General features: G+C 33.6%; 23 protein-coding genes and 1 rRNA gene. 23 read left to right on the forward strand and 1 reads right to left on the reverse strand.

Annotation, left to right across the window (positions count from 1 at the left end):
* The 11 genes from rrf to rsmI form a co-directional block, all read left to right on the forward strand.
* Positions 1–77 (forward strand): 5S ribosomal RNA (gene rrf / locus CAB05_RS22780); the annotation flags it as partial.
* A gap of 255 nt (positions 78–332) precedes the next feature.
* Positions 333–521 (forward strand): sigma factor G inhibitor Gin, encoded by a 189-nt coding sequence (locus CAB05_RS20975; RefSeq protein ID WP_088003991.1) that lies wholly within the window; start codon positions 333–335, stop codon positions 519–521.
* A 375-nt stretch (positions 522–896) separates the two neighbouring features.
* Positions 897–2,315 (forward strand): aminotransferase class I/II-fold pyridoxal phosphate-dependent enzyme, encoded by a 1,419-nt coding sequence (locus tag CAB05_RS20980; RefSeq protein WP_088003994.1) that lies wholly within the window; start codon positions 897–899, stop codon positions 2,313–2,315.
* 11 nt (positions 2,316–2,326) lie between these two features.
* Entirely contained in the window at positions 2,327–2,956 is a 630-nt protein-coding gene (gene tmk / locus CAB05_RS20985) for a dTMP kinase (protein ID WP_088003996.1), read from the forward strand.
* 96 nt (positions 2,957–3,052) lie between these two features.
* On the forward strand, positions 3,053–3,493 hold the full coding sequence (locus CAB05_RS20990) for a YaaR family protein (RefSeq protein ID WP_088003998.1): 441 nt from the start codon (positions 3,053–3,055) through the stop codon (positions 3,491–3,493).
* Positions 3,494–3,505: 12 nt separating this feature from the next.
* A complete protein-coding gene (gene holB / locus CAB05_RS20995; RefSeq protein WP_088004000.1) occupies positions 3,506–4,501 on the forward strand; it encodes a DNA polymerase III subunit delta' in 996 nt (331 codons plus the stop codon).
* A gap of 3 nt (positions 4,502–4,504) precedes the next feature.
* Positions 4,505–5,332, forward strand: a complete 828-nt coding sequence (locus CAB05_RS21000; protein WP_088004002.1) for a PSP1 domain-containing protein — start codon at positions 4,505–4,507, stop codon at positions 5,330–5,332.
* A gap of 12 nt (positions 5,333–5,344) precedes the next feature.
* Complete coding sequence (yabA, locus tag CAB05_RS21005) at positions 5,345–5,704, forward strand: DNA replication initiation control protein YabA (RefSeq protein ID WP_142283146.1); 360 nt, start codon at positions 5,345–5,347, stop codon at positions 5,702–5,704.
* Positions 5,705–5,902: 198 nt separating this feature from the next.
* On the forward strand, positions 5,903–6,640 hold the full coding sequence (locus CAB05_RS21010) for a tRNA1(Val) (adenine(37)-N6)-methyltransferase (protein WP_088004004.1): 738 nt from the start codon (positions 5,903–5,905) through the stop codon (positions 6,638–6,640).
* Positions 6,627–6,890 carry a GIY-YIG nuclease family protein gene (locus tag CAB05_RS21015; RefSeq protein WP_088004006.1) on the forward strand — a complete coding sequence of 88 codons (264 nt, stop codon included), beginning with the start codon at positions 6,627–6,629 and terminating at the stop codon, positions 6,888–6,890. The genes CAB05_RS21010 and CAB05_RS21015 overlap by 14 nt, the downstream gene beginning before the upstream one ends.
* Positions 6,890–7,768: a 16S rRNA (cytidine(1402)-2'-O)-methyltransferase gene (gene rsmI / locus CAB05_RS21020; RefSeq protein WP_088004105.1), complete on the forward strand. Its 879-nt coding sequence runs from the start codon at positions 6,890–6,892 to the stop codon at positions 7,766–7,768. The genes CAB05_RS21015 and rsmI overlap by 1 nt, the downstream gene beginning before the upstream one ends.
* 129 nt (positions 7,769–7,897) lie before the next feature.
* On the opposite strand, the gene CAB05_RS21025 is transcribed toward rsmI, so the two are convergent.
* Entirely contained in the window at positions 7,898–8,185 is a 288-nt protein-coding gene (locus CAB05_RS21025; RefSeq protein WP_088004009.1) for an AbrB/MazE/SpoVT family DNA-binding domain-containing protein, read from the reverse strand.
* Positions 8,186–8,499: 314 nt separating this feature from the next.
* Between CAB05_RS21025 and metG the strand changes: the two genes are divergently transcribed.
* The 12 genes from metG to spoVG all read left to right on the forward strand — a co-directional run bounded on the left by metG (position 8,500) and on the right by spoVG (position 19,471).
* Positions 8,500–10,479: a methionine--tRNA ligase gene (metG, locus tag CAB05_RS21030; protein ID WP_088004011.1), complete on the forward strand. Its 1,980-nt coding sequence runs from the start codon at positions 8,500–8,502 to the stop codon at positions 10,477–10,479.
* Between the two features lie 423 nt (positions 10,480–10,902).
* A complete protein-coding gene (locus CAB05_RS21035) occupies positions 10,903–11,673 on the forward strand; it encodes a TatD family hydrolase (RefSeq protein WP_088004013.1) in 771 nt (256 codons plus the stop codon).
* A 183-nt stretch (positions 11,674–11,856) separates the two neighbouring features.
* Positions 11,857–13,065 (forward strand): resuscitation-promoting factor, encoded by a 1,209-nt coding sequence (locus CAB05_RS21040; RefSeq protein WP_088004015.1) that lies wholly within the window; start codon positions 11,857–11,859, stop codon positions 13,063–13,065.
* A 276-nt stretch (positions 13,066–13,341) separates the two neighbouring features.
* Positions 13,342–13,896 carry a ribonuclease M5 gene (gene rnmV / locus CAB05_RS21045; protein WP_088004017.1) on the forward strand — a complete coding sequence of 185 codons (555 nt, stop codon included), beginning with the start codon at positions 13,342–13,344 and terminating at the stop codon, positions 13,894–13,896.
* Positions 13,896–14,771 carry a 16S rRNA (adenine(1518)-N(6)/adenine(1519)-N(6))-dimethyltransferase RsmA gene (rsmA, locus tag CAB05_RS21050; RefSeq protein WP_088004019.1) on the forward strand — a complete coding sequence of 292 codons (876 nt, stop codon included), beginning with the start codon at positions 13,896–13,898 and terminating at the stop codon, positions 14,769–14,771. Before rnmV ends, rsmA begins: the two co-directional genes overlap by 1 nt.
* Positions 14,772–14,992: 221 nt before the next feature.
* On the forward strand, positions 14,993–15,868 hold the full coding sequence (gene yabG / locus CAB05_RS21055; protein WP_088004022.1) for a sporulation peptidase YabG: 876 nt from the start codon (positions 14,993–14,995) through the stop codon (positions 15,866–15,868).
* A 206-nt stretch (positions 15,869–16,074) separates the two neighbouring features.
* Entirely contained in the window at positions 16,075–16,344 is a 270-nt protein-coding gene (veg, locus tag CAB05_RS21060; protein ID WP_069033953.1) for a biofilm formation stimulator Veg, read from the forward strand.
* Between the two features lie 92 nt (positions 16,345–16,436).
* Positions 16,437–16,616, forward strand: coding sequence for a small, acid-soluble spore protein, alpha/beta type (locus CAB05_RS21065; protein ID WP_088004024.1), 180 nt, complete (start codon positions 16,437–16,439; stop codon positions 16,614–16,616).
* A 164-nt stretch (positions 16,617–16,780) separates the two neighbouring features.
* On the forward strand, positions 16,781–17,650 hold the full coding sequence (ispE, locus tag CAB05_RS21070; protein WP_088004026.1) for a 4-(cytidine 5'-diphospho)-2-C-methyl-D-erythritol kinase: 870 nt from the start codon (positions 16,781–16,783) through the stop codon (positions 17,648–17,650).
* A 53-nt stretch (positions 17,651–17,703) separates the two neighbouring features.
* Positions 17,704–18,540: a pur operon repressor gene (gene purR / locus CAB05_RS21075; protein WP_088004028.1), complete on the forward strand. Its 837-nt coding sequence runs from the start codon at positions 17,704–17,706 to the stop codon at positions 18,538–18,540.
* A gap of 51 nt (positions 18,541–18,591) precedes the next feature.
* On the forward strand, positions 18,592–18,963 hold the full coding sequence (locus CAB05_RS21080; protein ID WP_088004030.1) for a RidA family protein: 372 nt from the start codon (positions 18,592–18,594) through the stop codon (positions 18,961–18,963).
* A gap of 217 nt (positions 18,964–19,180) precedes the next feature.
* Positions 19,181–19,471, forward strand: coding sequence for a septation regulator SpoVG (spoVG, locus tag CAB05_RS21085; RefSeq protein WP_056474486.1), 291 nt, complete (start codon positions 19,181–19,183; stop codon positions 19,469–19,471).
* Positions 19,472–19,600 lie beyond the last annotated feature (129 nt).

Consider the following 19,600-nt stretch of genomic DNA (forward strand, 5'->3'; position numbering starts at 1 on the left):
CCGAACACGGCAGTTAAGCTCTTCAGCGTCGATGGTAGTTGGGGGTTTCCCCCTGTGAGAGTAGAACGTCGCCTGGTAAATGAAAAACATCAGCTATTAGGCTGATGTTTTTTTGTGTTAATCGGCATAAATATTGTAAATGATGCCTTTTTATCAAAGTTGGGTAAAGAACATTCATATAAAAAAGCACCAATTCAAAAGAATTATCATATATTACTGCAAAATGGGCCTCTAATTGTATAAAAAGTTTTAAATTTGCAAAACTAAGTAATAGACAAAATTGTTTAATCAATATGACTATTTCGGAAAAAACTTTTTAAGGAGGAATAAGGGTGAGTACAATTTTAAAGTGTGTAATATGTGAAGAGAAAAAAGAAAATGGTATTCAGGTCATTCACGCTTTTATTTGTGACGAATGTGAAAAAGAGATTGTTACGACAGAAACAAATGCTCCAACGTATAATACGTTCGTTGAAAAATTAAAAAGTATCAATACAAGAATAGAAGAGATTGTTAACTAAAAGAGTTGTAAATGGAGTTAAAATGTAAATGTTTCAGTTAACAAGTAAGGTTAACGATTAATAGTAGTCTAAGCAGGAGTAGTAAGTTAAAATAAGAATACAAGATGAAGGACCGATTACAAAATACAAGGTACCTCTACCATATGTTATTACTGGAGAAGCGATCTTATCGATTAGATCTTACTTCAAGAATTGGAGAGTACAAGTATAGTAAATCGGTTTTTTATTTGGAAAGAAATGGTTAAATAAATTACGATAAAATAATTAAGTAATAAAGATAAATTTAAAAATTATTTGTCATTCTAAAGTTTATGAAAATTTATATTTAGTAATTAAAAATATATGTTACTGAATCGTATAAAGGAAGCGTTAAAGATGAAAGAAATGCCACTTGTGAATGCGCTACAACAATTTGTAAAAAAGGAACCTATTTCCTTTCATGTCCCGGGACATAAAAATGGGAAACATTCATTTATACAAGAATTAGGGATGCCCAATTTATTACAATTTGATGTAACTGAATTAAATGGCTTAGATGATTTGCATTATCCTACTGAAGTGATTAAAGAGGCAGAAGAACTTCTTTCAACTGCTTACGGATCTGATGAAAGCTACTTTTTAGTCAATGGATCCACAGTAGGAAATTTAGCATCAATATTAGCATTATGTGCTGAAAATGATGAAGTAATCGTTCAACGAAATTGCCATAAATCAATTTTTCATGGTCTATCTCTTGCGGGGGCAAAACCCATTTTTTTACCTTTAGATATTGATCAAGAGTTGGGCCAACCACTAGGTGTAAATATAGACCAATCAAATGAAATCATAAAAAAATACCCAAATGCGAAAGCTGTCATTTTAACCAATCCAAATTATTATGGGATGTCTCAGGATTTAGATGGATTAATTAATTTAGCTCATACTTTGGATATACCCGTTATGATTGATGAAGCACATGGTGCTCACTTTACGATAGGTGAGCCATTTCCTAGAGATGCATTGTCTATGGGGGCTGATATTGTCATTCAATCGGCACATAAAACACTTCCTGCAATGACAATGGGGTCATATTTACATATTAAATCATCAATTATTTGTTCTGATAAAATTAAGGAAATGCTTAGAATGCTACAGAGCAGTAGTCCCTCATATCCAATCATGGCATCACTTGATTATTCCAGAAGCTTTGTAGAGAGTTTTGGAAGCGATAAGGTTATTGAATTAAAGAATCAAATTCATTCCTTTATGAATTTGATTCATGAGTTACCAGCTTTACAAATAGTAGAAACGAAGAACTTATTATACAAGCAAGATTTGTTAAAACTGATTTTAAAGAGTACAGAAGGTCATACTGGAAAACAACTTCAAGCTGTTTTTGAGGAGGAGGACATATATGTTGAACTGTCAGACTGGGCCCATGTTCTATTGATCTTACCATTAGATGAGAAATGGAAATTTGAAGAGCATTTTAAACGCATCAAAAATGCTTCCGAAAGATTAACAAGGATTGATCAAAAATATTACCCTACATCAGTACCAAATATTAATAGTGCTGTGTCACATAGTTATGCCTCTTTAAAAAGAATGAAAAAAACAGTTATTAATTTAATAGAAGCAACAGGTAAAATATCTGCAGAGAATATTGTCCCATACCCGCCTGGTGTTCCTGTCTTATTACAAGGTGAAACTATTACAAAAGAGCATATTGAATATATTGTAGAAATTCATCAGTATGGCTTAACGATTCATAATTTAATCGAAAAAGAAGAATTACAAATTGAAGTTTATATATAGGGGGAAATAGGTTGGAATCTTTATTTATTACGTTTGAAGGTCCTGAAGGTGCTGGGAAAACGACGATTATAAATATGGTTACAGAAGAGTTTCACAAAATAGGATTAAATTTTATTTCTACACGTGAGCCAGGCGGAATCCGTATCGCGGAAAATATAAGAAATATTATTTTAGACCCAGAAAATACAGAGATGGATATACGGACTGAGGCTCTCTTATATGCAGCTGCTCGTAGACAACATTTAGCAGAAAAGGTCTTACCTGCTTTAGAAGAAGGAAGGATTGTACTTTGTGACCGATTTATTGATAGCTCTCTTGCATATCAAGGTGTCGGTCGAGGAATTGGTATCGATGAAATATATCAGATAAATGAATTTGCAATTAATGGATTAATGCCACACTTAACAATCTACTTCGACTTAGACCCGAAAATAGGTTTACAAAGAGTACATCAAGCAGATGAACGAGAAATAAATAGATTAGATCTAGAAGAACTAGATTTTCATTTGAAAGTACAAAGTGGGTATTATGAAATCATAAAAAGAGAACCAAACCGTTTCAAAGTAATTGATGCTTCTAGATCAATTGAAGAAGTTTATGAAGCGACTTTACAAGCGGTTTTAGAAAAAATTGGTCATTAAAAATAAATAAATTTGTTAAATCATTACATGAACATAAATTTATTGAACTGGTATAATAGAGTATAAGTAAGTTTTGTACTTAATGGAGGTTCTTTAGTGAAAATCGATCAAAACTTAGTAGCAAAATTAAATAATGAAAGAAAAGATTTAAAACAAATTCAATCTAATTCTGCTAATTTTCATACTTTAGTTAAAAAGAATGAATCAAAGCTTCAGATAGAGCAATTGAATCGTTTAATTGGTGAGATTGAGGTTCAAGGAGAACGTTTAGCAAAAGGAAAAAATTTACGAGATTTGGCTCGTTTTAAACAATTAGTAAAACGTTTCTTAAAAGAATCAGTAGATTATGGCATGGAAGTATCTGAGCAAATTAGCTGGGGTGCAGGAGGTTCTATGTCTTCGCTACAAATTGTAAAATTAATCGATGAGAAATTGATTGAATTAACGAACGATATGATGAAGAACGAAAGTGATAGTATCCATTTATTGAATACAATTGGTGAAATAAAGGGACTATTAATTAATTTATATACATGAGTAGGTGTAAAGATGAAGACGTCTTGGGAGGAGTTAAGCGAGCGACAACCAGTTGCCACTAAAATGTTGAAGAATGCAGTATTAAAAGACAGAGTGGCTCACGCTTATTTATTCGAGGGCCCAAGAGGAACTGGGAAAAGAGAACTTGCTTTGTATTATACAAAAGTATTATTATGTGAAAATGTAATAGATGCAAATCCATGTGGTAACTGTAGAAATTGCAAGCGTGTTGATTCAGGTAATCATCCAAACGTTTATATAATCGAACCAGAAGAAACTTCTATAAAGAAGCATCAAATTCAACAACTTCAAGAAGAGTTTGCAAAAACGGCTGTCGAATCGAATCGAAAAATTTATATAATCGATCATGCTGACAAAATGACCACTAATGCAGCTAACTCTTTATTGAAATTTTTAGAAGAACCGGTTTCTATTACAACGGCATTTTTACTAACAGAACAGGTACAACAAATCTTACCAACTATCCAGTCACGATGCCAATCGATACACTTTAATCCACTACCGGTGAGATATTTTGAAGAACATTTACATCAAAAAGATTTACAACCTGCGTTAATCCCTTTACTAGCAAGAATCACCAATAGTGAACAAGTTGCTGTTGAAATCGCACAAGAAGAATGGTTTGCACAAGCAAGAGCTTTAGTGATAGAATTATATGAAGCATTAGTAACAACTAAAAAAGATAGTCTTTTAATTATACAACAAAATGTTTCTAAACATTTTGATACGAAAGAACAAGTACAATTAATGCTTGATATGCTTGTATTAGCCTTTAAAGACATGTTATATATATATGCTGAACAAGATAATAATATAGTTTTTCGCTCTGAAGAAGCATTAATGACACAAGCATTAAATCGCTATTCATTAGAAAAGATTACTACTTGTTTAGAAAAAATTCTTGATGCTAAAAAACGATTAACATCTAATGCAAATATGGTGTTAGTTTTAGAGCAAATGATTATAGAGCTACAGGAGGGATTGTAGGTTGTGTACGAAGTAGTTGGGGTACGGTTTAAAAAAGCAGGTAAAATCTATTATTTCGACCCAAATGGATTAGCAATCCCTAAAGATACTTTTGTCATCGTTGAAACGGTGAGAGGGATTGAATTTGGAAAAGTAGTTGTTTCAAATAAAAAGGTCGGAGAAAATGACGTAGTCCTTCCATTAAAAAAAGTTATGCGATTAGCAGATGAACATGATCGTATGATAGTTGAAGAGAATAAACAATCAGCTAAAGAAGCTTATGAGGTTTGTTCTAGCAAAGTTATGCAACATGAACTAGATATGAAACTAGTTGATGTAGAATATACGTTTGACCGAAATAAAGTCATCTTTTATTTTACAGCAGATGGTAGAATAGACTTTAGAGAGTTAGTAAAGGATTTAGCAGCTGTATTCCGTACGCGAATTGAATTAAGACAAATTGGTGTTCGTGATGAAGCTAAAATGCTTGGCGGAATTGGCCCATGTGGAAGAATGCTATGTTGTTCTACGTTTTTAGGCGACTTTGAGCCAGTTTCTATTAAGATGGCTAAAGACCAAAATCTATCTCTTAACCCGGCAAAAATTTCAGGACTATGCGGTAGGTTAATGTGCTGCTTGAAGTATGAAAATGATGAGTATGAGGCAGCTAAAGAACAGCTACCAGATTTAGAAGATATCATTGAAACTTTAGAAGGCCCTGGAAAAGTAGTAGGATTAAACATCTTAGAACGAGTTATTCAAGTAGAATTGATTAAAAAAGAACGCGTTGTGGAGTATACCCTGGATGATTTAATTCACGAGGGAGTCGTTTCAATACAAACCACAGATTAAGAGGTGGTAAGATTGGACAAGAAGAATATATTCTTATCTCTATCCAATATGGAAGAACAAATTCAAGATTTATCAAAACAGCTTAGTGAGTTAAAACAGTATATTGCTGAGCTTCTAGAAGAAAACCACTACACTAAAATCGAGAATGACCATTTGCGTCATCGCTTAGGTTTAGATCAACGTGTGGAAAAAGAAGAACAAGTAAAAGACTCAAAGAAGAAAAAAGTACAAAAAGACAAAGATGTCGGTGAAGGCTACGATAATTTAGCAAGACTTTACCAAGAAGGCTTTCATATATGTAATCTTCATTATGGGAGTGTACGTCACGATGAGGACTGTCTGTTTTGTTTATCTTTCTTTGACAAAAAGTAATAGTAGGCTATTCCAGTAGAAGCGAAGGATTACCATATATAATGTACATTTCTTATTTAGACATAAGAAAGATTACTATGGTGATTTGACGAAATTTCACATGGAATAGCCTCTTTTTTATTGTTTTCTACTTATTTATTTAAATTAAGGAAATCATATAAAAATAAACTTTTGTGTGATTTTTGAAAGGAATTAAACATGCTTAAAGGTGACGAACGACTAGATTATTTATTAAAAGATGATTTGAGGATTATCCAAAGTCCTTCCGTTTTTTCATTTTCGTTAGACGCTGTACTTTTATCAAATTTTACATACGTTCCAATTCAAAAAGGTACAATTGTCGATTTGTGTTCAGGAAACGGCGTTATACCATTAATGTTACATAGAAGGTCTCATGCAAATATAATTGGCGTGGAAATTCAAGAACGATTATATGATATGGCGATGAGAAGTATTGAATATAACAAATTAGAGCAAAAAATTAAGATGATACATGATGATTTGAAAAATGCGCCAAACCTAATTGGTAGGGAATTTGTAGACGTTGTTACATGTAATCCACCATATTTTCAAGATGTACCAACATCTGAACAAAATACAAATGAGCATTATGCAATTGCAAGACATGAAATTAAAACGAATCTAGAAGAAGTAATTTACGCTAGTAAACTTTTATTAAAACATGGTGGGAAGCTTGCTATGGTTCATCGACCAGGCCGCCTGTTAGATATTGTTACGACAATGAGAAATCATGGAATTGAGCCAAAAAGAGTTCAATTTGTTTACCCAAAAATGGGGAAGGAAGCAAATACTTTACTCATTGAAGGGATTAAAGGTGGAAAAGCAGACTTAAAGATTTTGCCACCAGTTTATGTATACGAAGAAAATAATGAGTACACTGCAAATATGAAGGAAATGTTATATGGACAACAGTAAGCATTTTTTATACGTATTAGAATGTAGTGATTCAACATTATACGCAGGGTATACAACAGATATAGATCGTCGACTTAGGCAGCACAATGAAGGAAAAGGTGCTAAATATACTCGAGGTAGAGTTCCAGTAAAGTGTATTTATCAGGAAGAATACAAAACGAAAAGAGAAGCATTGCAAGCAGAATATGCTTTTAAACAATTATCAAGGATGAATAAAGAACGATATATGAGAGAAGGAAAAGAACAATGATAAAAAGCCAAAAGAGCTTTTTAAATGAAGAAATAGGATGCTTATATTTAATACCAACGCCTATTGGGAATCTAGAAGATATGACTTTTAGGGCAATTCGTATCTTAAAGGAAGTAAATTACATAGCTGCTGAGGATACTCGAAATTCTAAAAAGCTTTGCAACCACTTTGAAATAACTACACCATTAATTAGTTACCATGAACATAATAAAGAAAAGGTTGGTACAAAAATCGTCGAAGATTTAAAAAAAGGCATGAAAGTAGGGTTAGTTAGCGATGCTGGTATGCCTTGTATATCAGACCCTGGCTATGAGCTAGTGAATCTTTGTTTAGAAGAAGGAATTTCAGTAGTGCCTTTACCAGGTGCGAATGCTGCATTAACTTCATTAATATCTTCGGGGCTACCGACTGATTCGTTTTTATACATAGGCTTTTTACCTCGTCAAAAAAAGGACAAAAAAAAACACCTAGAGTTATTAAAAGGACAACGCAGTACAGTGTTACTCTATGAATCACCACACAGATTGAAGGAAACATTACAATCTATATCTGAAGTTTTAGGTAATCGAAAAATTGTATTGTGTAGAGAGTTAACTAAAAAGTTCGAGGAGTTTTTACGTGGCTCTGTAAGTGATGCAATTGATTGGGCGGTTAATGAAGAAATACGTGGTGAATTTGTCATCGTATTGGAGGGTGCTTCTGAAGAGGAAGTTGCTAATCATCATGGGGAATCTTGGTGGGAAGCTCTGTCCATAAATGAACATGTTGATTGGTATATTAATGAAAAGGGCGAATCAAGCAAGGAAGCAATTAAGCTAGTTGCGAAGGATCGTGCTTTACATAAAAGAGATGTTTATGCGGAATACCATGGTTTATAATATTTGCGTAAAATGAAGTTAGGCTGTCTTAATTTAAATGTAAATTCTCTTATCATTTATACGAATGAATCATGTAAGATGATTGATTTGTAGAGGAGAATGCAATTAAATCAGGCAGCCTCTTCAAAGTTAATTTTTTATGTCAGATAAAAACTGTTCAATTTCAAATTTCAGTAATTCTGCACCTTTTTTACTTAGTACAATTTTACCTTCTGCTATTTCAAGATTGTGATTAGAGATTTCTCCAGTCATCAAGCAAGTCATATTTGGTTGGTATTTTTTTAGGACAATACGATCCTCTTCTACAAATATTTCAAGAGTATCTCTTTCTGTGATGTTAAGTGTTCTACGTAGTTCGATTGGTATGACTACACGCCCTAATTCGTCTACTTTTCGAACAATGCCTGTTGATTTCATGATTAGCCCTCCTAAAATAATATTAAATGTAATATATCAAAAAATGTAACGGTATAAGGAAATTTAGTACTTATGGTTACATAATGATTAAATATGTCTAAATCGAATAGTGATGCATAAAAAATATGTATATTTATGAGAAATAATAGAAATAGATGTTACTATTGTGTAAAATTTAACTTAGAAAAATAAGTATGATTATGCGAAAAGATGGAATATGCAGACAACTCAATTTTCATTTTATAATGAAATGCAAAATCATGCGAATAATTTAGTGTCAATATTTAGAATTTATTGAAGGAGGAGATTTAGGAATGAGTAAAAAGACTTTTTATATTACTACTCCGATTTATTATCCGAGTGGAAAATTACATATAGGTCATGCATATACAACTGTTGCTGGGGATGCAATGGCTAGATACAAAAGACTGCAAGGATTTGATGTATTTTATTTAACGGGGACGGATGAGCATGGTCAAAAAATTCAACGTAAAGCTGAAGAGTTAAACGTCTCACCTCAAAAATACTTAGATGATATAGTTGTTGGGATTAAGGATCTTTGGAAGAAGTTAGACATCTCTTATGATGATTTTATCCGTACAACAGAAACGAGACATAAGGATATTGTTGAGAAAATTTTTAAACAATTACTTGATCAAGGTGATATCTATTTAGATGAATATGAGGGTTGGTATTCGGTACCAGATGAAACATATTACACAGAAACGCAGCTTGTTGATCCAATTCATGACGCTGACGGGAATGTAGTTGGTGGAAAAAGTCCTGACAGCGGTCATCCTGTTGAGCTAGTTAAAGAAGAGTCTTATTTCTTTAAGATGAGCAAATATGCCGACAGACTGTTAAAATACTATGAAGAAAATCCAGAGTTTATACAACCAGAATCACGCAAAAATGAAATGATTAATAACTTTATTAAGCCAGGCTTAGAAGACTTAGCAGTTTCTAGAACTTCATTCGATTGGGGTGTAAAAGTTCCAGGAAATGCAAAGCATGTTATTTATGTTTGGATTGACGCTTTATCTAATTATATTACAGCACTAGGTTATGGGACTGACAACGAAGAACTATATAAAAAATATTGGCCGGCAAATGTACATTTAGTAGGTAAAGAAATTGTACGTTTCCATACTATTTATTGGCCAATTATGTTAATGGCATTAGATTTACCATTACCAAAGAAAGTTTTTGCGCACGGCTGGTTATTAATGAAAGACGGTAAAATGAGTAAATCAAAAGGAAATGTTGTCGATCCAGTTACTTTAATAGATCGTTATGGATTAGATGCGCTACGTTACTATTTATTACGTGAAGTACCATTTGGTTCAGATGGAATATTTACGCCTGAAGGTTTTGTTGATCGTGTTAATTTTGATCTAGCAAACGACTTAGGTAATTTATTAAATCGTACAATTGCAATGATTGAAAAATATTTTGATGGAAACATCCCTTCAGTGAAAGGGACAGTTACTGAGTTTGATGAAAATCTTCAACAAGTTGCTAAAAATACAAAAACATCAGTAGAAGAAGCAATGGAGAATATGGAGTTTTCAGTTGCATTAACTCATATTTGGCAATATGTTAGCCGTACGAATAAATATATTGATGAGACACAACCATGGGTACTTGCTAAAGATGAAAGTAGAAATGAAGAATTAGCTTCTGTTATGGCACACTTAGCAGAATCATTACGCCAAGTGGGTATTCTATTAAAACCATTTTTAACACAGACTCCAGCGAAGATATTTGCTCAATTAGGTTTAACTAATGAAAGTATCTTAACTTGGGAAAGTCTAAGCGAGTTTGGTGCAATTAATGAAGGGATAAAGGTACAAAAAGCAGAGCCAATATTCCCTCGTTTAGAAACTGAGCCAGAGGTTGCTTATATTAAGGAACAAATGCAAGGTACTGTAAAACCTGTAGAGGAAAAAGTAGAAGTTGAAGATACTACTCCTGAAATTACAATTGATGATTTCTTTAAAGTACAATTAAAAGTTGCAGAAGTAAAAGAAGCAAGTGCTGTAAAAGGTGCAAAAAAACTTCTAAAACTTCAATTAGATTTAGGAAATGAATCAAGACAAGTCATCTCAGGAATAGCGGAACACTATGAGCCAGCAGATTTAGTTGGTAGAAAAGTTATCTGTGTAACGAATTTAAAACCAGCTAAGTTAAGAGGAGAATTATCTGAAGGTATGATCCTAGCAGGCAGTATAGAAGGAAAGCTTTCTCTTGCAACAATTGATCAATCTCTACCAAACGGTACGATTATTAAATAGTGTTACTAAGAAAAGTGTTTCGTGTAAAACTATACATGGAACACTTTTTCTTATTGAGTTATTTTCCTGAAATAATTGTTATTCTATGTAGAATTATGCCTAAAAATTTATGTTAATTAGAATAATCCAATATTTTGTAGGTTTTTGGAATCATTCAGTAGCCAGATTGTTAGAATGTGTCATTATATGAGGAAAATGTTACAGATAGATTACAATCATGAAATTAAAAAGATTGTCTTATTTTGAATAGCGCACTAGAAAAGTCCTTCTATTTCATAGGATTAGCTTAAAAGACCTATTAAAAAATCATTAGAAAATCGTTAATTTAAGACATTTCTTTTTGTAACGGAATTGTTAACTGTGCGTTAGGTAAGAAATTTTATTGCATGTTAGACTAAATTTCATAAGCGAAGGAGATATAAAATGCTTTTCGATACACATGTACATTTAAATGCAGATCAATACAAGGAAGACCTTGAGGAAGTAATTAAACGATCTCTTGAAGCTGGAGTTGTTCATCAAGTAGTTGTTGGCTTTGATAGACCAACAATTACAAAGGCTATGGAGTTGGTAGAGGAATACGATTTTCTTTACGCAGCTATTGGCTGGCATCCTGTTGATGCTATTGATGCAACTGAAGAAGATTTTGAATGGATTAAAGAGTTATCTAAACATCCAAAAGTAGTAGCAATAGGTGAAACAGGTTTGGATTATTACTGGGATAAGTCACCTAAGGAAATTCAACAAGAAGTCTTTCGTAAACAAATTCGACTAGCGAAAGAACTGAAATTACCCATTGTAATACACAATCGAGACGCAACTGAAGATATTGTTACAATATTAAAAGAAGAAAATGCATCAGAAGTAGGCGGCATAATGCACTGCTTCGGCGGTAGTGTGGAGACTGCAAAAGAATGTATCAATATGAACTTCTATATTTCATTAGGAGGACCTGTTACATTTAAAAATGCAAAAAAACCAAAAGAAGTAGCGACTGAGATTCCGTTAGAAAATTTATTAATCGAAACGGACTGTCCATACTTAACCCCACACCCGTTTAGAGGAAAAAGAAACGAACCTAGCTATGTATCACTTGTTGCTGAAGAAATTGCGCGTTTAAAAGACATTCCAGTTGAAGAAGTTCAAAAGAGAACGTTTGAAAATGCGTGTAAAGTTTTTCAGATTAACAAATGATGTTATGAACTTTAACGAATAGATACCATTCGTCACAGTTCACGTATGAAGAGTTGAAGGATTTGTCGAAAAAAAACTCTTCTACTTCTAAATCTAGTAAACATACATTCAGTAGAGTAGAAGCTAGTTAATAGGTTTGGAGCTAGTCAATCTTTTTTCTCATAGTAAAGGAGGAGTAAAATCGTGATAGACGCGAATAGGTTACTTTCTAGACTTGGGAGTAGTAAAAAACTAGCAGTACAACTTGCAGGAGCTTTAGTTTTCACTGGATCAGTAGGTACAGGAGCATATGAGGGACTTAAAGAACAGGTAACTCTTGAGGTAGACGGGAAAGAACAGGTTATTCAAACACATGCAAATACTGTGGCTGAATTATTAAAAGAACAAAATGTAACAATCACAAACCAGGATGAAATGTATCCATCTGCTAATTCAAAAATAACAGATGATATGGATATCATTATCCAACATGCAAAACCTGTAAAGCTTACGATTAATGGGCAAGAAAAAGTGATTATGACAACTGCTCAAACTGTCCAAGAATTATTAAGCGAAGAAAAAATTAAAGTAAATCAGGACGATGTAATCATGCCTGCATTAACAACACCATTAGAAGAAAATGAAGAAATTACTTATGAAAAAGCTTTTCCTTTAGTACTTAATGATGGTGGAAAACCGAAAAAAGTATTTTCAACTTCGACTACTGTCGCTGACTTTTTAGATAAACAAAACATTACTTTAAATGAATATGATCGAGTTGAACCAGCGATTGATGAAACGGTTGAACAAAACGATACAGTTAGAGTAATACGCGTTGAAAAGGTCAACGATGTAGTTGAAGAGGAAGTAGATTATAAAGAAAAAGAGAAAAATGATTCTTCAATGTTTAAAGATGAATCAGCAGTTATTACTGAAGGTGTTAAAGGTCTTGTAAAACGAAACTTCGAAATCATTAAAGAAAATGGTAAGGTAGTTTCTAAAACGATTATCGATGAAGAAATTTTGAAAGAACCCGTTGACCGAGTAGTAGCTGTAGGTACAAAATCTGTACCAGCTTCTAGTGCATTGGTAAAGTCTAGTGCACCAAAAGTAAAAGGTAAGGTAAAAGAAATGTATGTAGAAGCTACAGCATATTCTCCTTATGACGCTGGTATGAGTGGTATTACGGCTACTGGGATTAATATCCGTAAAAATCCAAATACCAAGTTAATTGCAGTTGACCCTGATGTTATTCCATTAGGATCAAAAGTATGGGTTGAAGGCTATGGCGTTGCTATTGCTGGAGATACTGGTGGTGCAATTGACGGACGTCGAATTGATATTTTAATGCCTACGAAAGACGAGTGTTTTGATTTCGGTCGTCGTACTGTTAAAATTCGTATCCTTGATTGATTATGATTAAAATAGGTTCCCTATTAATAGTCTGGTTTTAAGGCTTTTTTAGTAGGGTTTCTAGGTAAATAAAACAATTATTAAATAATTTGATGAAAACTATGGATGTTCGATTACTAGAGTGGAAATCAACAATCATTTTTAAAATAAATATTGATGATTAGAAAAGTAGAAGGATAAGTCCTTCTGCTTTTTTTTATACTAAATTTAACATGATATGAAGTTTTCTTTTCCTTATGGTATGATTACATATACTTGAACTGTATGGAGGAACAAATGAAGATTAAAGAAATCATTGTTGTCGAAGGTAAAGATGATACAGCGGCAATAAAGAGAGCTGTAGACGCTGATACAATTGAAACAAGTGGCTCGGCTATCAATAAAGAAACATTAAAACTGATCAAACATGCACAAGAAACGAGAGGCGTTATCGTATTTACAGATCCTGATTATCCAGGACAACGAATCCGTTCAATTATTAAAGAAAATATACCTGGTTGCAAGCATGCGTTCTTATCAAAAGAAGAAGCAGTTCGTTCCGGTAAAAAAGGATTAGGAATTGAACATGCGACGCGTGAGTCAATTCGAAATGCATTGCTCCATGTAAAGCAAGAATTTGTTGAAGTGGTCTCTGACATAACGAAGGAAGATTTAGTAGATGCAGGTTTTATTGGACATCCAAAATCGAGCGAAAGACGGGATAAGCTAGGAAAGCTCTTGAATATTGGCTATACAAATGGCAAGCAATTAGAGAAAAGACTGCAAATGTTTCAAATCTCAAAAGAAGAATTTGGACAAGCAGTAAAAAAAGTTTTAATGGAGGAAAAGTGATGAAGGATATTGCAACACCTAGTCGTACGAAAGAAATATTGGCTAAGTACGATTTTTTCTTTAAAAAAAATTACGGTCAAAACTTCTTAATTGATACAAATATACTTGAGAACATTGTAAGTTATGCAGACTTAACAGAAGAAAGTTGTGCAATTGAAATTGGTCCTGGAATAGGGGCACTGACAGAGCAAATTGCGAAACGTGCAAAAAAAGTATTGGCGTTCGAGATTGATAATCGATTAATTCCAATATTAGAAGATACATTATCTCCGTATGATAATATTCAAGTCATTAATGAGGATGTATTGAAGGCAGATGTAGAAAAAGCGATTGAAGAATATTTACCAAATGAAAAGGATATTATGGTGGTTGCAAATCTACCATATTATGTAACAACGCCAATCATCATGAAGCTATTAACTGAAGGATTACCAATTCGAGGGATCGTTTGTATGCTTCAAAAGGAAGTAGCAGATCGAATTTCTGCAAAACCAGGAACGAAGGATTATGGCTCACTTTCGATTGCCATTCAATTCTATACACATGCTTCCACAGTCATGACAGTACCTAGAACGGTTTTCATGCCACAACCAAATGTAGATTCAGCTGTTATTAAACTAATCAAGAGAGATCAGCCAGCAGCGGAAGTTATAGATGAAACGTTCTTCTTTGAAGTAGTTAGAGCTAGTTTTGCGCAGCGAAGAAAGACTTTAAATAATAATTTATTAAATAACCTACCTTTATTGAAAAAGGACAAATCTAAACTTGAAGCTTGTTTAGAGGAAGCTGGAATTGAAGGGACAAGACGAGGCGAAACACTAAGTATTCAAGAATTTGCAACGTTAAGTAATAACCTATATAAAAGTTTAAAATAAGTAGTAGCAGAGGACAGTAATCAATGAATCCATTGTTTACTGTCTTTTTTTAGGTCTATCGTCTATTTTTTAAGTTCGTTAGTAATGATTAAGCACATAACACCCCTCCTTAAGGTTCTATTCCTTTTTAAAACCACTTATCACCCTTTTCTAGGTGGACACATACCCTAAAAAAAGAGAGCCAACTCGTGGTGTATTTAAGTCATTTTGGAGGGGAAGGCATGAATATTAATGTAGGAGATATCGTTGAGCGAGCATCTTATAAATATGACTTACTTTTTCGAGTAGTGGAGATAAAACAAGACGGAGATGAAGTAACCGCGATTTTATATGGTGACGATTTTCGTTTAATTGCTGATGCGCCTTTATCCGACCTGCGAGTAATCATTGAGTCCGAGTATCGCGAAAAAGGTAGAAGATCGTCTGTCCAAATAGATGAAAATTATAAGTTATTTAAAAGAGAGGCATTAGAGCAAAAAGAGAAACGTAAATTTGAAGCCACAAATGGATTTCGTACCGAAGTAAATTTGTTTCAAATACCTGGAAGAGTACTGCACATTGATGGAGATCCACTTTACTTAAAGAAATGTATTGAGATGTACAACAAAATGGGTGTACCTGTAGAAGGAATCTATTGTAAAGAAAGAGAGCTTCCTTCAAAAATTGGTTATTATTTAGATCATTATCGTCCTGATATATTGGTTATTACAGGTCATGATGCGTATACAAAAGCAAAAGGTCTTGTGACAGATATAGAGGCATATCGACATTCTAAGTTTTTTGTCGAAGCAGTGAAGGAAGCAAGAAAGAAGGTTCCTTCATTGGATCACTTGGTCATTTTTGCTGGAGCATGTCAGTCACACTTTGAGGCAATTATAAGAGCAGGTGCAAATTTCGCTAGTTCCCCAACAAGGGTCAATATTCATGCTTTAGATCCAGTTTATGTGGTAGGGAAAATAAGCTTTACTTCTTTTATGGACCGAGTAAATGTATATGATGTCGTACAAAATACAATCACAGGTGAAAAAGGACTTGGTGGTATAGAGACCAAAGGGATTTTAAGGACCGGATTACCTTTTCAATCGATGGAAGAATAATAAGAAGGATTTTCTACTTAAACGAAACAGTTCGTTTGTAGAAAATCTTTTTTTATTTCCATACATAAAATTACGGATTCTAACAAATAATATGGTGGTGAAGAAAATTTTTTATTGACATGTATCCTGTCTCGTTGGTATAATTTTATGTTTTGTTGACTTATTTTACATAAGATGGTATACTTGTCAGAGTGAGGTGGTATGAAATGGCAAAAAAATTATCTGAAATAAAGGATACTTTAGATAGTCATGTTGGACAACGACTTACATTAAAGGCAAACAGCGGACGCAGAAAAACTGTAGAAAGATCCGGTGTATTAGCAGAAACATATCCATCCATATTTGTAGTACAACTAGATCAAGAAGAGAACGCATTTGAACGCTTATCTTTCAGTTATGCAGATATTTTAACAGAAACAGTTGAATTGTTTTTCTGTGATGACCATACAAGTGGACTAATGGCGAACGGACAGTAGACTATCTACTGTCTCTTTTCTTTTTATGACTAATGAAATAAAAAAATTTACATATACTAACCCTGTCGAAGTTGAAAAGGGGGTTGCTTTTTTTGGGAAGAAGAAGAGGAATTATGTCAGAGAAGTTTAAAGAAGAGCTTGCAAAAGATTTGGGGTTCTATGACGTTGTTCAAAAAGAAGGCTGGGGAGGCATCCGAGCGAAGGATGCCGGCAACATGGTTAAAAGAGCAATCCAATTAGCTGAGTTACAATTATCAAATAAGCAACAGTAATGAATATTCACTTCGATAAAACCGAAGCTATTTGCTTCGGTTTTTTGTGCCCTTTCGTATCAGAAAAAGAAGGGGTAAATGGTACTTTCATAATGGTAGATTTTTCTTATGAGTTAATTATGATACAATAGCAAAAAAGTAGTGTTCATAAGAAGGTGAAAATAATGAAGTTAATGGTAAAAGCTCCAGCAAAAATAAACCTTTCATTAGATGTTGTTGGTAAAAGAGACGACGGATATCATGATGTAAAAATGATTATGACGACAATTGATTTAGCTGATCGAATCGAGTTAGAGCTACTTCAAGAAGATAAGATTGTTGTTACATCACATAATCGATATGTGCCTGATGATCAACGTAATTTAGCGTACCAGGCAGCGGTAATATTGAAAGAGATGTTCGGAATTAAGCAAGGAGCTCATATTTTTATTACAAAAAACATTCCTGTTGCTGCTGGTTTAGCAGGAGGAAGCTCAGATGCTGCAGCAGTATTAAGAGGATTAAATAAACTTTGGAATCTCAATTGCTCACTAGATGAATTAGCCGAAATTGGTTCGAAAATCGGATCGGATGTATCTTTTTGTGTTTATGGTGGAACCGCAATTGCAACTGGACGTGGTGAAAAGATCCAACATATTGATACACCACCACCGTGTTGGGTGATTTTAGCAAAACCGGCTCAAGGTGTGTCTACTGCAACAGTTTATCAAAAGTTAAAACTAGATGATGTGAAGCATCCAGACGTAGATAAAATGGTTCAAGCTATATCTGAAAAAGACTATGACGAAATTTGTGATTCTTTAGGTAATGTACTAGAATCAGTTACATTACAATTACATCCGGAAGTCGCAATGATTAAAGAACAAATGAAAAGGTTCGGTGCAGATGCAGTCCTAATGAGCGGTAGTGGTCCAACTGTATTCGGATTGGTTAGACATGATTCAAGAATGAATCGGGTTTACAATGGATTAAAAGGATTTTGTGACCAGGTTTATGCAGTTCGTATGTTAGGTGAACGTGAAAAACTTGATTAAATACGAATATTATTATAAAATTTTTATAAAATATTCGTGATTTGAGGTGCTCCATGAAAATTAGAAGAAGCTCTCGTCTTGTAGGTATGACCCATTACTTATTACATCACCCACAACAGTTAGTATCATTGACATTTTTTGCTGAACTATATGCCTCTGCTAAATCTTCTGTCAGTGAAGACTTGGGTATTATAAAGCAAACGTTTGAACAGCAAGGTATTGGAACACTCGTGACGGTTCCAGGAGCGGCTGGTGGAGTTAAATATATTCCTAGTATTAGTATTCAAGAAGTAAATACGACAATAGAAGAACTTTGTAGCTTAATTCAAACCCCAGACAGATTGTTACCCGGTGGATACCTTTATATGACAGATATACTGAGTAATCCAAACTATGTAAATAGTGTTGGCCGTATGTTTGCTTCAATATTTGGTGACAAAAAAGTAGATTTAGTTATGACGGTTGCTACAAAAGGTATTCCTTTAGCATACGCAGTTGCTAATTACTTAAATGTCCCTGTAGTTATTGTTCGTCATGACAATAAAGTAACTGAGGGTTCAACGGTTAGTATCAATTATGTTTCAGGTTCTACAAAACGTATTCAAACGATGACTTTGGCGAAACGAAGTATTGAAACTGGTTCAAATGTATTAATCATTGATGATTTTATGAAAGCTGGCGGCACAATTACTGGAATGAAGAATTTATTGAAGGAATTCCAAGCTAATGTTGCAGGGATTGGCGTTTTAGTAGAAGCGGTTAATATTGAAGAGAGATTGGTTGAAGATTACATATCACTTGTGAAATTATCAGAAGTGAATGAAAGAGAACAACTAATACGTGTAGAAAAAGGCAATTTCCTTGAAGAATCATTTATGAAATCAGAATAGTAACTCGAGCAATCGAGCTATTTGTCATAATATTAGAAGGGAAGAGAGAACATGCAAATTATTCATACTGATCATGCCCCAAAGGCTATTGGCCCATATTCACAAGCTTTGATAGCTAATGGTTTATTGTACACTTCTGGACAAATTCCATTACGTGTTGATGGGACAATTGTTGAAGGCGGAATTGAAGAACAAACAAAACAAGTTTTTGCGAATTTAAAGGCGGTACTTGAAGAAGCTGGTACTAATTTATCAAAAGTAGTAAAAACAACTGTATTTTTAAAAGACTTAACAACTTTTACGGATTTCAATGGTGTTTATGAAGAATACTTTAACGAACATAAGCCTGCAAGAAGCTGTGTTGAGGTAGCAAGATTACCAAAAGATGTGCTTGTTGAGATAGAATGTATAGCAATTGTGTAAAACCTGAAACTTTTTCAGGTTTTTTTTTATATTTTTTTCTAAATTCCTAAATTTTACATAAAAAATTCCGATAAATTACTTGAGGCCTCTTATTTAACAAATATTTTTAAAAAATCTAAAAATTTATTACATAAAAAATTTTCCAAAAAGAAGGAAATTTTTGATAACTGTTGAAACTAACTAGTATTGCTTAAAGATGATAAAGGTGGTGAACAAGATGGAAGTGACAGACGTAAGACTACGCCGCGTAAATACGGAAGGTCGTATGAGAGCAATCGCATCAATCACACTAGATCATGAATTTGTCGTTCATGATATTCGAGTTATTGATGGTAATAACGGTTTATTTGTAGCGATGCCAAGTAAACGTACTCCAGATGGAGAATTCCGTGATATCGCTCATCCGATCAACTCTTCAACTCGTAGCAAAATACAAGATTCTGTATTAGCTGAATATCACCGTGTAGGTGAGTTAGAAGAAGACTTTGAAGAAGCAGGTGCTTCTTAAAAATATGACTAAAAAGAACCCGTTAATGTATAATGGGTTCTTTTTTTATGGTATAATAACATGAATGTATATCGTTAAAAAATGTTAATAATTACATTTTAATTTATGTATATAGATTGATGGAGGACG

It is taken from the genome of Gottfriedia solisilvae (assembly GCF_002128405.1).
In the GTDB taxonomy this organism is placed as follows: domain Bacteria; phylum Bacillota; class Bacilli; order Bacillales; family Bacillaceae_G; genus Gottfriedia; species Gottfriedia solisilvae.